14 protein-coding genes are annotated in these 14,535 nt (G+C 63.6%); 6 read left to right on the forward strand and 8 right to left on the reverse strand.

What is annotated here, in order from left to right:
• Positions 1-210: 210 nt before the first annotated feature.
• The 4 genes from QMZ05_RS34155 to QMZ05_RS34170 form a co-directional block, all read right to left on the reverse strand.
• Complete coding sequence (locus tag QMZ05_RS34155; protein ID WP_353704744.1) at positions 211-669, reverse strand: hypothetical protein; 459 nt, start codon at positions 667-669, stop codon at positions 211-213.
• Between the two features lie 27 nt (positions 670-696).
• Entirely contained in the window at positions 697-1,065 is a 369-nt protein-coding gene (locus QMZ05_RS34160) for a hypothetical protein (protein ID WP_353704745.1), read from the reverse strand.
• Between the two features lie 39 nt (positions 1,066-1,104).
• Positions 1,105-1,410, reverse strand: coding sequence for a hypothetical protein (locus QMZ05_RS34165; protein ID WP_353704746.1), 306 nt, complete (start codon positions 1,408-1,410; stop codon positions 1,105-1,107).
• Positions 1,411-1,557: 147 nt separating this feature from the next.
• Entirely contained in the window at positions 1,558-2,484 is a 927-nt protein-coding gene (locus QMZ05_RS34170) for a hypothetical protein (RefSeq protein WP_353704747.1), read from the reverse strand.
• A 472-nt stretch (positions 2,485-2,956) separates the two neighbouring features.
• Between QMZ05_RS34170 and QMZ05_RS34175 the strand changes: the two genes are divergently transcribed.
• The 5 genes from QMZ05_RS34175 (at position 2,957) to QMZ05_RS34195 (ending at position 9,344) form a co-directional block, all read left to right on the forward strand.
• A complete protein-coding gene (locus QMZ05_RS34175) occupies positions 2,957-3,874 on the forward strand; it encodes an NADP-dependent oxidoreductase (RefSeq protein ID WP_353704748.1) in 918 nt (305 codons plus the stop codon).
• A 334-nt stretch (positions 3,875-4,208) separates the two neighbouring features.
• Entirely contained in the window at positions 4,209-4,529 is a 321-nt protein-coding gene (locus QMZ05_RS34180) for a hypothetical protein (RefSeq protein ID WP_353704757.1), read from the forward strand.
• A 34-nt stretch (positions 4,530-4,563) separates the two neighbouring features.
• Positions 4,564-5,766, forward strand: coding sequence for a tetratricopeptide repeat protein (locus QMZ05_RS34185; protein WP_353704749.1), 1,203 nt, complete (start codon positions 4,564-4,566; stop codon positions 5,764-5,766).
• A gap of 316 nt (positions 5,767-6,082) precedes the next feature.
• Complete coding sequence (locus QMZ05_RS34190) at positions 6,083-6,904, forward strand: phosphotransferase (RefSeq protein ID WP_353704750.1); 822 nt, start codon at positions 6,083-6,085, stop codon at positions 6,902-6,904.
• A gap of 520 nt (positions 6,905-7,424) precedes the next feature.
• A complete protein-coding gene (locus QMZ05_RS34195; RefSeq protein WP_353704751.1) occupies positions 7,425-9,344 on the forward strand; it encodes a tannase/feruloyl esterase family alpha/beta hydrolase in 1,920 nt (639 codons plus the stop codon).
• Between the two features lie 158 nt (positions 9,345-9,502).
• Here QMZ05_RS34195 and QMZ05_RS34200 read toward each other — a convergent pair whose 3' ends face one another.
• The 4 genes from QMZ05_RS34200 to QMZ05_RS34215 form a co-directional block, all read right to left on the reverse strand.
• Positions 9,503-10,123, reverse strand: a complete 621-nt coding sequence (locus QMZ05_RS34200) for a peptidoglycan recognition family protein (RefSeq protein ID WP_353704752.1) — start codon at positions 10,121-10,123, stop codon at positions 9,503-9,505.
• 36 nt (positions 10,124-10,159) lie between these two features.
• Entirely contained in the window at positions 10,160-11,374 is a 1,215-nt protein-coding gene (locus QMZ05_RS34205) for a GGDEF domain-containing protein (RefSeq protein ID WP_353704753.1), read from the reverse strand.
• 808 nt (positions 11,375-12,182) lie between these two features.
• Positions 12,183-12,794: a LysE family translocator gene (locus QMZ05_RS34210; RefSeq protein WP_353704754.1), complete on the reverse strand. Its 612-nt coding sequence runs from the start codon at positions 12,792-12,794 to the stop codon at positions 12,183-12,185.
• A gap of 104 nt (positions 12,795-12,898) precedes the next feature.
• Positions 12,899-13,300, reverse strand: a complete 402-nt coding sequence (locus QMZ05_RS34215) for a response regulator (protein WP_353704755.1) — start codon at positions 13,298-13,300, stop codon at positions 12,899-12,901.
• A 158-nt stretch (positions 13,301-13,458) separates the two neighbouring features.
• Here QMZ05_RS34215 and QMZ05_RS34220 point away from each other — a divergent pair, with 158 nt between their 5' ends.
• Positions 13,459-14,343 carry an SDR family NAD(P)-dependent oxidoreductase gene (locus tag QMZ05_RS34220; protein WP_353704756.1) on the forward strand — a complete coding sequence of 295 codons (885 nt, stop codon included), beginning with the start codon at positions 13,459-13,461 and terminating at the stop codon, positions 14,341-14,343.
• Positions 14,344-14,535: the final 192 nt, after the last annotated feature.

The following is a 14,535-nucleotide window of genomic DNA, read 5'->3' on the forward strand; positions in this document are numbered from 1 at the left end:
CGGCCGCTAACCGCGACAGGCCATTCCTCTCGGAATGCTCCGACGATAACCGATCGCGCTATTACAAGGATGGGTGGCGCCAACAGGTCCGCGCAACGCGCGGCCCGATGATAAACTCAGCGATACCCATCATCCCAACGCGCAGCACGAAGTTGATGGGTATCGCTTCGCTCCACCCATCCTACGAAGCTACTGCGAACCATTCACGGCCTAGCGCGCTTCAGCGGAAATGCGATAGGCTTGATGGCAGGCAACACAATTCCTCATCGTATCGGCAAGCGTCTTGTTGATTTTTGCCGCCGGCGCGCGCGCAGTCGCCTGCTCGGCGATCTGGTCGAAGCCGCTCCGGACCGAGCCAATCATCGACTTCCAGGCTTCGCTTTCCTTGGCGGCCAGGGTCGGCGGCCGGGCCAGCGTGGCACTGGCCTTGCGGCCGCGCGCCGCCGCTTCACGCGCGACCAGGTCCAGGTCACCCGAGCCAAGCCCTTCCTCGACCTCCACGATCGAGGCCAGGAACAGCCGCATTTGCTCCAGCACGAAGGCTTTCTCGGTGTCCGTTCGCGACACCGGCTCGCGTGTATCGGTTGTTTCGCCGGCCCGTGCCGGAGACGCCATTGCGCCAAGCAATGCAGACACGGTGATGGCGATCGGAGCGATCCGGTAACGCATGATGCAGGTCCATTGTCTCATGCCGGATCACTTTCGCTCCACCAGAAGGGCTCGACAGTCCGATTCTCCGGCATTTTCAGCCGTATGCGAGGCAGTAATGGGGCCCGCGCTGGCCACTCCGGCCTTGTTCTTCAATTCGCGCGTCGTGCCGTCCGGATTGTGGACCCGCACGGTGCAATCATCGAGCGCGTAGACCATGAAAGGAAGCTGGTGCGAATGCGGCTTGTCCGTCGCACCCTTCTTCCAGGTCGCCGCGATCACACGAAAGTTCTGATCTTCGAAGATGACCTTATAGACCGTCGGGTCGGCCTGGTAGGAGGGAGGAGCGTCCTGCGCCGCGGCCGAACCGATCCAGATCGCAGCAGCACCCAGTGCAAACGTCGAGCGTCTGACCATAACAAAATCCTTTTCGGAAGAGATATCGAGGTTGGAGCGCTAAAGCAGACCCTGGGCGGCGGCATTGTCGCGATCGAGCTGCCGTTGCCGGACAATCGACAGCTCTCTGCTGCACGCAGCAAACGTGTCGGTGCCCGCGCCCAATCCGAACAATCCACAGAACCGGCGATCCTCCTCGGCAACCGCCCGCACGACGTCATCGTGTGCGGCGGCGCGCATGGCGGGACCTGCGATGAACGCGGCGTACAGGCCAGAAGCGGCCAGGATCGCAACAAGCAGCGCGTATGCGAGCGAACGGAGCGGCACGGCAGTGGAGCCGTGCGCGCCGCTATCGATTTCGGTCATCAAAATCTTCCTTAAGAAAAAAGAATTGAAAAATAGATCGGCCCATAGGGGCAAAGCCGGGCCGCAGATGAGTCTAGCCTTTCCGGGCGAGATGCAGTCGGAAAACTTTGCGCCTATCGAAGGCGCATGGAAAAGCCGTGGACAGGATCAGCCCGCGATCAAAAGGCGATCGGCGGAGCCGCGCCGAGCCTCCGTCCAATCGCGCATCGCCACGAGATTGACCGCATCGTGCAGGTACATGCCAACCGCAAGGCCGCGATCGTAGCTCGCCCAGTGGCGCGGCATGATCTCGATGCTGCGGCCGCCGCGCCCAATGATCCTGACGAGACCGGCCGCCTGTGCTGCATTCATCAGGTTGCGGATATGCGTTCGCGAGACGCCGAATCGATCAGCCACATCCATATAGGGGATCGCTGCGGTCGGATCGCCCGCATCCATCGCTGCCTTCAGGACGGCATTCTGAATCAGCGGCCCCGCGGCATGCGAAAAGAACAGCATCGTGTCCGACAACGTCATCATGAGACGAACGGAGACCGGAAAGAACGGCAGGCCCGCGCGGCAATGGGTTACGTTGAAGGCCTGATTTCGTGACAGCACCGGGCTGTAATCATGATCGGGGTACAATTCGGCAAGCGGCACGAAGTGTGTCGCCAGCCACTCGGCGTGATGCGAGCGCAGCTTGTCCGTGGTCGCCAGGAGCCGCACGCGCCGGTCAGCCGGCGCTCGGCTCTGCTCGATGAATCCGACTTCGCACAGCCGTGCCAGGAGATGATCCACCTGCCGGTCGCTCGCTTGTCCATGCATATTGAGCTGCCGCTTCAGCGCGGAGACCGTGAACCAGGTTTCGCGTCGCGCCGGATCCTGTGCGGCCTCGAGCACCGCTGCGCTCAGGAAAACGAGGAAGCGGCCGGCCTGGAGTAGCAGGCGGACCAGAAACGGATCACCCTCGTACAAATCACAAAAAGCCGCGACATAGGCGCGCCGCGCCTCCGGCAGCCGAGGATGATTTACGATCTCCTCGAAGCTCAGCCGCAACCGGCGGCCCGCCAGGCGCTCGAGTTCGTCTTCTTCCAAGGCTGCCCCCAGTCTTGACCTTTACGAGGGTATAAGGCCACCGCGAGCTGGGCAATGCTTTCCTGCCGTTTTGGCCCGCGAGTCCGCCTTGGGTCAAGGCAGGCGTCCCGGAATTCAATGAGTACCGCCCTGCTCCCTGATCGCGCGGTGAACGAGCCAACAGACACGAAAGCCGGCGGCAACGCCGGCTTTTTTGTTGTCAGTATGATTGGTGGAGCTGGCAGCCATTGGGCTTGGTACAGCCAAATTCGGCAATCTTGGTCCTGTTCTTATGATCAGGCACAACGCATCTATGCTGGCGCCAGCAACCGGAGGGATCCATCGGGGTTAGTGCTCCGGTCAATGCGGACAGCGCAGATCGCAAGCGCGGCGTCCGGAGTTCCGCACTTCCTGGCGTTTGTTGATAGGCGGCGCTTTCGTGCTCGCTGCAACATCCCCATCCACGAGACAAATGATCGAGGAGACAGTTCCCATGAAGGCGATCGTTGTAACGAACCAGGCCGCGGGAACGGCCGGGATGAGGTTAGTGGACCGGCCCGAGCCGAACGCAGCGATAAACGACGTCGTCGTTCGGGTTCATGCGTCGGGATTTGCCCCGACCGAGCTGGCGTGGCCGTCGACCTGGACCGATCGCCTCGATCGTGACCGAACACCGTCGATCCCCGGGCACGAGCTGGCCGGAGTGGTCACCGCGCTTGGATATGGCACGACGGGACTGTCGGTGGGCCAGCGGGTGTTCGGCCTCGCTGACTGGTATCGCGACGGCACGCTAGCCGAGTATGTGGCGATCGAGGCACGAAACCTCGCGCCGCTGCCGGGCGACGTCGACTTCACGGTGGGCGCGAGCCTGCCGATCTCGGGTCTGACCGCATGGCAAGGGCTGTTCCAGCACGGCCGCCTTCGGGCGGGGCAGCGCGTCCTCGCACATGGCGCGGCCGGTGCAGTTGGATCGATGGTGACGCAACTCGCACGCGAGGCCGGCGCCTACGTCATCGGCACCGGACGCTCCGCCGACCGTCAGACCGCGCTCGACCTGGGCGCGAAGGAGTTCGTCGACCTGGCCAACGACGCCCTGGAAGACGTCGGCGAAGTCGATCTCGTGTTTGATGTCATCGGCGGTGACATTCAGAAGCGGTCCGCAGCACTCATTCGAACCGGAGGAACGCTGGTGACCATCGTCGGGCCGGCCGAGGCACGGCCCTCCGGCGGCCTCGCGGTCGACTTCGTCGTTGAGGCCGATCGTGTCCAGCTGATTGAGATCGTCCAGCGGGTGCGGGACGGACGACTTCGGACGCACATCGGCAACGTCTCGTCCCTCGACGATGCCGTCGCCGCCTTAAATCCGACCGAGCGACGCAAGGGGAGCTCCATCATTTGCGTTCATCGCTGAGCGCCGCGCCGATTGATGCAGCCTGCAGGATGGGTGGAGCGCAGCGATACCCATCCTTCCACCGCACAACAGCACAAGGTTGATGGGTATCGCTTCGCTCCACCCATCCTACGGGGCTGGCTTTCGGCATGATGCTTCTGCACGTTCCTCGACGTAGCCCGGACGTATCACCGAACGCTTCGCCTGCCGACGAATGTCCGGATGAGCCTCACGGTGGCCGCGACATCCTGCAAAGGAATGACTAACCACGTTGCGACATGCGTCCGCCACGGCATGGGAAGGCCTATCAACCAATGATAGCATAGGCTTCATTGAATCAACCGTGGGAACTGCCGTGACCGGAATGACCAAGCCTCGCTCTTGGTTTCTGTTAGCTGCTTCGTGGATCGCACTCGTCGGAGCACTCGTCGTTTGCTTTACGCTCGTCAGCAAAACAAGCGGTGGTTCACCGTCCTGGGTGGTCAGTCTGATCGTGTCCTGGCTGCCATTCATCGCGTTGATAGGCGTCTGGATATGGCTCTCGCGCAGGAATGGGCGCGGATCATCCGGGGCCAGTTGGGTTGACCTCTGCGAGCAGCAGGTCGTCGAATCCCAGCGCACCAACGCCCTGCTGGAGAGGATCGCGGCGGCTCTGGAAAAGCACTCTCCGGGGTAGCTCGAACACTGCCGCGTCGCGGGAGAAGGGGCGTATGCGCTTAGGGACTTCTGCGCATGTCTGGCTGTTTACGTTGGCATTCGCGGCAGCCGCTGCCGTCAGCTGGCCGGCGGCAGCCGACGACCGACAGGATTGTCTGAACGGATCGAAGGAAACCGCTGCCGCGACCATCGCCCCCTGCACACGCGCGATCGAAAGCGGAGCGTACGATGACCGAGACCTGTCCAACTTGTATAATGCGCGCGGCTACGCCTGGTCGTGGACAAACTTCGCCGATCGTGTCGACCACGCCTTCAAAGACTACACCGAGGCGATCCGGATTGATCCGAAAGCGGTTGGCGCACTGCTCAACCGGTCGCACCTTTACAATCATCGGCACGACTACGACCGGGCGATAGCGGACGCTGACCGGGCCTTCGAAGGCGATCTGTCGGACTATGGAAAGCGGGTCGGGTACGGCGAGCGCGGCTACGCCTATCTAGCCAAAGGCGACAACGACCGGGCCATCGCGGACTTTACCGACGGTATCCGGCTCGATCCGAACAACAAAGCCGCCCTCACCGCCCGAGGCAACGCCTACCTGGCCAAAGGCGATCCCGATCGTGCCGCCGCCGACTACGACCGGGTGATCGCACTCGATCCGGACTACGCACTCGCCTACTACAATCGGTCCCTTGCATATAGGGCGAAAGGTGACTTCGATCGCGTCATCGCCGACTCCAGTGAGGCGATCGCGCTCTATCCGAACTATACGGACGCCTACCTCAGCCGCGGTTACGCTTACCAGGTCAAAGGCGATCCTGATCGCGCCATCGCCGACTACGACCGGGTGATCGCACTCAATCCGAAATATGCGATGGCCTACTACGATCGGTCCCTTGCATACAGGGCGAAAGGTGACTTCGATCGCGTCATCGCCGACTGTAGTGCGGCGATCGCGCTCGATCCGAACTATACGGACGCCTACAGCAGTCGCGCCATTGCGTACCTCACCAAGGGCGACCTCCGTCGCGCCATCGCCGATTTGAGTCTGGGGCAGGCGCTGGCATGGCTCGCCACGATTCTCCTTCCAGCGGCAGGGATCTGGCTTTGTTACCGGACGAGCATGCTTGCACGCAGAGGGTTGTCCGGGCGCACGGCGGTTGAGATTTGCGAACAACACATCGTCGAAATGCGCCGCAGAAACGTTGCCCTGGAGAGACTCGCGACGGCTCTAGAGAAGCATTCGTCGGGTTAGCTCGGCTACGAGCCGGATGCCGTTGTCTGTAGGATGGGTGGAGCGCAGCGATACCCATCATCCCGCCACGGCAGCACGAGTTGATGGGTATCGCTTCGCTCCACCCATCCTACAAGGCCGGTCTTTGGCATGATGCTTCGGCGCCATGTCGGCCAAAGGCCCGAACCGGACTAACCTCAAACCGCGCCTCGCTGCGCGATTCTGGCAAACGCTGTGGCCCGGGACAAGCCACGATCGTGGCTGGCAGCCAGGATCGCGGGAGCGTTCTCTTTTGCCCGCCGCCGGTGTTTGGTTGCGACCGGCGGGAGGACGGGCGATGCGGGGATCCCTCGGGGAGAAGATCAACCAGGGCGGCACGGCTGATATCCACGTCTGGGCGCCAGGTCAGGTCGTCAAGCTGTTCAAGGAAGGTTTCCCGCCGCGACTCGGCCAGCAAGAGGTGCGGATGACCCGGGCGGTCTTCGCCGCCGGCGTGCCTGCGCCTGAGGTGTTCGGCGAGGTGACGATCGACGGACGCTTCGGCATCGTGCTCGCCCGCCTCGACGGACCGACACTGCTGCAGCTCACGCGCAGCGGCGGCGTGACGTTCGCCCAGGCGGGCGCGATCCTCGCGTCCCTCGCCCTGTCGGTTCACAGGATATCGCCGCCGCCGGAGGCCATCCATCTGCGCCGCTGGATGGACACCGCCTTCAGGCTCTCGGGCGACATGGTGCCCAAGCACATCGCCTCCGGCATCCTCGCGCTGATCGACCGCCTGCAGCAGGCAGGGGACGGGCTGTGCCATGGCGACATCCATCCTAACAACGTGATCATGACGGCGGACGGCCCGCGGCTGATCGACTGGACCTTTTCGATCCGCGCGCCTGCGGCCTTTGATCATGGGCACTTTCACATCAACCTGACCGAGCTCGCCCTCGACATCACCGATAATCCGCAGCGGCCGCTTGCGGTCCATGCGGCCGCGCAATCCGAATACGCGCGGCTGTCCGGCACGCCGGTCGCGGCGCTGACGCAAGCGATGGAGACCTGGCTGCCGATCGCGATCGTCCGCTACTTCCTGCTGACGGGCGGGCCGACAAGCGAGCGATGGCGGCGGATGATGCAGCGCGCCGAAGCGGCCCTGCGCCCGCAGGACTGAACCCTTCATCGCGCGCGGGGCAAGGAGACACTCACTGGGCGTCGCGATCAGTGACGTTGGAAGCTCTGCTGCAAAGCCAAACGCCGTCTCAGTCGGGAAGGCCACTGCGATTGATCGCCGCTTCCACGACCGACTGATGCTCCGGCTTGCGGTACCGAAGGTACATGTCCCGTAGGAAGGGTTTGCTCAGCTTAGGATAGAGCTCTGTGATACGTCCAAGCAGCTTGCGAATTCGACGAGTATGCCATCGCCGGTCGTCTTGACGATACGGCCCCCGTGCGTTGCGACAGCAGGGTCGATCACATCGCGACGGTGGGATTTGAGGGCCGCCAGGGTCCCGACTTCGTCTGCCCCCATGAGACGCGAATACCCGGCGACATCAGCTGCCAGAACTGCCGCCAGTCTCCGCTGTATCCGCTCTGCCGTCACGAAACCCTCGCTCGCTCCCCTCCTATCAAAGCATAGGACATGCGTTCCTGTCAGCGGCTCTTGGGGCAGCCCGAGATGTCGAATTTCCGCTATGGGTCAGAACGCGCTATCCCTGAGGTCGGGTGGGTTTCCGCTTCGACCCCGAAAGCGGGCGTTCGCTTCTTCCGAGCTTCACAATGTCATGCCATCCTGCGTTGCAAGCCAGCCGTTCGCAGCTGGCCTGAAACAGCATTGGGGAGGACACTTCATGCACCGGCGATATCTCATCGGCGCGGTCGCCGGTGTTTTGGCTGCGTCTACGCTGGCCGGTACGCCCGCCATGGCGACGCAGTGCACAAACCTGCAAACCCTCACTCTCGAGCACACCACGATCACATCGGCGACCGACATCATCAGCGGCACGTTCGCCATTCCAGGCACGAACCCGCCGCAATACCTCACGGGATTGCCGACGTTCTGCCGCGTCACGGCGACGATCACGCCCAGCACCGACTCGCAGATCAAGATCGAGGTCTGGCTGCCGGAAAGCACCTGGAGCGGTCGATTCCTCGGCCTCGGTAGCGGCGGGTTCGGCGGCTTCATCGATTACGGTTCTCTCGCTTTGCGCCTCAAAGCCGGATACGCGGTCGCCAACACCGGTCTCGGCACCGGAGTCTCGGGGTGCACCAATTACTTCTGCGGCTCCGCCGGCAACCAGGGCAACACGCTTGCGATTGCGTTGGGGGAGCCAGCCAACCCGACCGTTGGCCTCTATGGCCACCCTGAGCGGATCAAGGATTTCGGCCATCGGGCGATCCACCTGATGACGATGCGGGGCAAGGAGATCACCGCGGCATTCTACCAGCGAAGCGCCGACAAGAGCTACTTCTTCGGCTGCTCTACCGGCGGCCAGAATGCGTTGATGGAGGCGCAGCGTTATCCAGACGACTACGATGGGATCGTGGCCGGTGCGTCGGCATTCAACCGCTCACGCCTGTACGCAGCAGCACCGCACACGTGGCAGATCACGCATGCGGGTCCGGGGCGGCTCATGCAGACCGGCCAGATGTCCTTGATCAACAACGCGGCGTTGGCGCAATGCGCCGGCCGCGATGGCGGAGTCAGGAGTGACCAGTTCCTGACGGATCCGCGCGACTGTCACCTTGATCTCAAGGTTCTGCAATGCACAGCCGGCAACGTCCCGCCCGCGTGCCTCACCGCCGAGCAGGTCACGACGATGCGGAATTACTATGCCGGCGTCATCGATGAGGTGAACGGCGACGTGGTCGTTCCCGCCTATGCGCTTGGCGCCGAGACTGAAAACCTTGGTGAACTCGGCCTGATGTTCAAAGAGCAGCTTCCGGAGCCGCTCACTGACGGAGCCCTGTATTGGGTGTTCGGTCCAAGCTTCGGCCAGCCAGGCAGCGCCATCAACTATACGAATTTCGACATTCACCGTGATCTCGAGGCTGTGGACCACCAGCTCGCCGAGCCGCTGAACGCCGATAGCGCCGATCTCAGCGAGTTTCGGGCGCATGGCGGCAAGCTCATCATGTATCACGGCTGGGCCGACGCGGGGGTTCCGTCGCAAGTCAGCATCAACTATTTCAATGCTCTCGTGGAGTACGACAGGCATCATTCCGAGCGCCCGCGACATGATATGGAAATCGGAGAGGCGCGGCTCGATAAGAGGGGCGATCGGCAATCCGCGCTGGAGAGAACCCAGAGCTATGCCCGGCTCTACATGGTCCCCGGCATGTATCACTGCAGTGGCGGCCCCGGTCCCAACTCCTTCGTGCTTCTGCCCTCGCTTGTGAACTGGGTCGAGAAGGGCACGCCTCCGGATGCGGTCGTCGCGACCAAGTATGTCAACGACTCCCCGCCCAGCGTGCAGATGACGCGACCGCTTTGCGTATTTCCCAAGATCGCGAAGTACAATGGAAGCGGCAACACCAATGATGCAGCGAACTTCACATGCATCGCCGACGAGCATGACTTCAACCAGACGCCGGCCCCGAAATACGGGCCCTGAGGGCCCCGGGTCTTTGCAGGCGAGGAGACGACCACAGCATCGGCGAGTTCGGCTCACCTCTCCCCGGCGGGGAGAGGTGAGTGCATAGCGGCTTCGCGGCGTGGCACCCTCTCCCACACGTGGAATGCGAGGCAGAGCGCGCTCCGCGGCGAGCGCCCCTACTCGCCCCACTCTCGCGCCATGGTCGCGAGCGCGCAGCCTTCGCAGTAGCGGGCGTCCTTGAAGTCGATCCAGTTGTGGGCATAGACGCGATCGAGCGGAATACCATAGCGCGCGCGCAGCACCTTCACCAGCACCCGCCAGGCCGAAACTTGCGCGTCGGTCGGCCCCTTGGTGACGTCGGGGTAATTGCCGGCGAACTCGACGCCGATCGAGGTGTCCTTGTTCACCTGGTGATAGGTCTTGCTGTTGTCGATGTATTTGTTGTCGTTGCGATCGGCGCCGTCGGTGTGGGTCGGAACGAGGTTGTCGGCGACCGCCCAATAGACCGTGCCGTCGGTTTCGACCCAGACCATGACACCGCGCCTTGTCGGATTCTTGTGCTGCTCCTGCGCGCCGTAGCGTGCAGAGCCCTGCGGCCCCTCGGTCTGGTGCACGATGATGTTGCGCCAGGGATGCGCCTTGGCGACGTCGCCCCACGGCGACAGCCACACCATCTTCAGTCCGGGAATCTCGGGCGTCCCCTGCGATCGCGCGATGACAGCGAGATCGGGGGGTTCAGCCAGTGCGGCGGAGGAGATCACGACCGCAAGGAGCGCGGTGAGCAGGCGAGGCATCATGACGAGGGAATCCAGTGGCGTCCCTCGTTAGCACGCTCAGGCGCGCTTGCGCAGGGTCGCCTCCAGCGCATCGACCATCTCGGGCGGCAGCTTCGGCTCGTAGGCCGCATAGCCGTTCTTGCCGCCCTTCTTGGCATCGTAGAGCGCGTGGTCGGCGGCGGCGATCAGGCGGTCGGGATGCATCCCGATCTCGCGGGTCCATTGCGCAATGCCGATCGAGACCGCGATCGGAATGTCGTTGCCGGTGCACTGCTCGGCATCGGCGCGGCAGACCTCCAGCACGCGGCGGGCGATCATCGCGCCCTCGCGCAGCGTCGAGGACGGCAGCACGATGCAGAACTCGTCGCCGCCGGTGCGGGCCAGCATGTCGCCCGGGCGGAGCCTGGTCTGCGCCATCAGCGTGAAGTGCTGCAGGCAGGCGTCGCCGGCGGCGTGGCCATGGGTGTCGTTGATGCCCTTGAAGCCGTCGAGGTCGATCACCAGCAGCGCGAACGCCTCGCCGTTGCGGTCGGAGCGCGCGCATTCCTCGGTCAGTCGCTGCAGGAGATGGCGGCGGTTGCCGACGCCGGTGAGATCGTCGAGCAGCGCGAGGTCGGCGACCTCGTTGCGCAGCCGGTCGATCGCCATCAGCAGGAAGCCGAAATTGAGCGCCATCGACAGGAAGACCATCAGCAGGATCACCAGCGACTGGCCCGCATTGAAGCGAACAAAGGAGTACTCGCCGGGCTGCAGCAAGGCGCCGACGAGGCGCAGCGCATAGATGCCGATCAGCACGGAGGCGACGATGCCGGCGAGCCGCGCGCCGGGGCTGACGCGCCCGTTCTCGGGCGACAGCAATAGCTTCAGCGTCAACGCCAGCGGCGTGACCTGGGCGACGGTGTAGACCAGGATGCGCATCGGCATGCTGTCATAAGCGAAGACGAAGACGCCGAGGCCGGCGAACGCGAATGCGGTGGACAGCGCGGTGCTGCGCCAGCCCACCGGCTTGCCGTAGAAACGCTCGATGCCCATCGCGGCAAGGCCGGCGGCGAACACCATCAGCGTCCCCGCCGCCAGCAGCGGCAACAACGAGTCCGTCATCATCACACGGAGCATCGCGCAGGAGGCACCGGCGGCCGCGACGAAGGCGGACGCGGTCCAGAACCGCGCCGCGCCGAAAGCTGGATAGCTTTGCGCGACATAGGCCCAGATCAGGCCGAGCGCGAGAAAATTGATAACGAATACCGTCCAAAGCGTCGGAACGCTCAACATCGCCCCTGTTCGAGACCCGTATCGGCCTCGCCTCCCCTGAAATGACCTTCCGCCCCTAAAGCACGATGCGATCCGGTTGAATCGTCATCGCGCTTTAGCCCTTGTTTGCGCATGATCTTTCCGGAAAACCGCTTCGCACTTTTCCGGATCATGCCCAGGGCGTTTCTCCCAATGACAATCCCCGTTGTCTTGGGGCGAGGATGCGGCCGCGCCGCTTAACGGACTCTCACCGCCGCGCGCCAATCCGTGCTGTGGTTTTGAATTGATGAAGAAGCGCGCATCGGCCGTTTGCGCATCGTTAAGCATGACCGGCGCGACGGCGCCGCGACGCGCGACACGCCGACGCTGGCGAAAAACTGGCGAAAACACGTAACAGCTGTGGATAACACGATGACGGCGCCGTGACAGCACGCGGCAGCCGCCTCCGAATCTGCTGAGTTTGGTACTGAGGATGTTGCGAGGCTGGCCCTCCGCCAAGCATGCCTCGGAGTCGCGTTCAATCCATGAAACCCTGAGAGGATACTATGGCTAAGAAAGCGAAGAAGGCGAAGAAGGCGAAGGCGAAAAAGGCCACCAAGAAGAAGGCCGCCAAGAAGTAACGAATTCCAGCCCGGGTAGCGGCTCTTGCCCTGCCCGGGCACCCGGTCCGGGACCGCGGGTCGAAACGACGCCAGCCCCGAACGCATCAACCCCAAATTCACCTAACCGATCGACCCCGGCAGATGGGGCAAGGCAGCAGGCGCAAGGCCTGCTTTTTTATTGCCTGCCTCTTTTTTATTGCCAACCTCGGCGGCGAGCGAATGCGAGCTCAGCGCTCGGCAAAGGCGAGCTTGGCGCCGAGCACGGCAAAGCCCGCGGCAAAGCTGCGCCGCAGCCAGGCCATCACCTTCGGCCGGGTGATGACGCGGTCGCGCACCGATGCTGCGAACAGCCCGTAGACCGCGAACACCGCAAAGGTCATCGCCATGAAGACGAAGCTGAGCTCGCCCATCCGCGTCAGCGGATGCAGTTCGTCGACGGCGATGAACTGCGGCAGGAAGGCCAGGAAGAAGATCGACAGCTTCGGGTTGAGGATGTTGATCAGGATCGCGGTCACGATCACCCGCCCGCTCGAGCGCGGCTTGATCTCGGTGTCGACGGCGAGCGCGCCGCGCTCGCGCAGCGCCTGCCAGGACATATACAGCAGATAGACCACGCCGCCCCATTTCAGCGCCGCGAACGCCATCGCGCTGGTGTGCAGGATGGCGGCAAGGCCGAGCATCGCCGCGATCATCTGCGGCACGATCCCGAGGGTGCAGCCGAACGCCGCCGCCACGCTCGCCCGCGAGCCCCGGGTCAGCGCCACCGCCAGGGTGTAGAGCACGCCGGTGCCGGGCGAGGCGACCACGATCAGCGTGGTCAGCAAAAAGGACCAGGTCATTTCAAATCCTCAAGGGGGAGCGACATGGTCCGGAAATATCACGGCGCCCGGGCAGGCGGAAGCGGCCACCGGCCGGCCGCCCTTCGCCCGTGCTGACAACTGCGTTATGCGGACCTCGCCCTGCCGCCCGACAGCTCCGAGGCCTTCGTCTCGGCGACCCGGATCACGTCCAGCGGCGCCCAGGGCTTGGACCAGAACATGGTGCCCTCGGGCAGGCGCTGCCGCAACGGCTTGCCCGAGGTGACGATCACATCGAGATCGGGCTTGTATTTCTTGGCGACGTGGGCGAGCTCGACGCCGGTCATGTTTCCAGCAAGTTCGACGTCGGTCATCATCAGCACGACATTGTCGCCATTGCCTTGCAGCACCAGCTCGGCGGCCTCGGCGCTCTCGCAGGAGATCACGTCGAACTCGCTCTCCTCCAACAGGAGGCCGATCATCTCGCGCTGCATCGGATCGTCCTCGACGACCAGGGCCTTCGCACGATAGGGCTTTGACTGTCCCATAGGCTGGCCTCCCTTGGTTTCAATGCTTCGGTTGCGCACTTAACAAATGTTAATGCCTAAAATCACTGGATGGTTCGGTTCCAATTTGAGAAAAGTGAGGACCCGCCGTGTTCCTGCATGGCAACCGTCGTGCCTCGTTCTGATGGAGCCCACCCGACATGACCGCGATCTCTGGATCCGCCGCCGCCGTGACCGGAGCCGCCAGCGGCATCGGCCGCGCGCTCGCGCTTGAACTGGCGTTGCGCGGCTGCGATCTCGCCATCGCCGACCGCGACGAGGGCGGCCTGCAGGCCTCCGCCGCCGAGATCGCCAAGGCGATCGAGATCACCAAGGCGAGCCAGCGCAAGGTCACCATACACCGTGTCGATGTCAGCGAGCCCGGCCAGATCACCGCGTTCGCCGAGGCGGCCGGCGCCGCGCATCCCGGCCTCAACATCGTCATCAACAATGCCGGTGTCGCGTTGCTCGGCGAGTTCAGCGAAATCGACCAGACGCAGATGGACTGGCTGTTCAACATCAATTTCTGGGGCGTGGTGCACGGCACCCGCGCCTTCCTGCCGCTGCTGTCGCAACGGCGCGAGGCGCATATCGTCAACATCTCCTCGATCTTCGGCATCGTCGCCCCGCCCGGCCAGAGCGCCTATTGCGCGGCCAAGTTCGCGGTGCGCGGCTTCTCCGAGAGCCTGCGCCACGAACTTGCGGTTGCGAACAGTCCGGTGAAGCTTTCGGTCGTGCACCCCGGCGGCATCGCCACCAACATCGCGCGCAACTCGCGCACCGGCAGCGGCGTCACCGACAATGCCCGGCGCTCAGAATCGATCGAGCGCTTCGAGACGCTGGCGCGGACCACGCCCACGGCCGCCGCGCAACGCATCATCACCGGCATCGAGAAAAACCAGCCGCGCATTTTGATCGGCAAGGACGCCATCCTCATGGACCTGCTGCAACGCTTCCGCCCCGGGACCTATTGGAAGGTGATGCAGCGGCAGATGGAGAAGACCGCGGCAAGGCGGATCGCGCGCGACGCGGCGCGGGCGGGTTGACTGCACGATGTTGCGCACACATCATCCGTCGTCCCTGCGAAAGCAGGGACCCATAACCACAGGGTTGCGTTGTTGAGCACGCTGGGGCCACAGCATCCGACACAACGCGCATTTGTGGTTATGCGTCCCGGGTCAAGCCCGGGACGACACTGAATATGTTGCGCGATTGCTGGGTGCCGCACACACGCTGTC

This window comes from Bradyrhizobium sp. INPA03-11B, from assembly GCF_040446015.1.
Classification (GTDB): domain Bacteria; phylum Pseudomonadota; class Alphaproteobacteria; order Rhizobiales; family Xanthobacteraceae; genus Bradyrhizobium; species Bradyrhizobium macuxiense_A.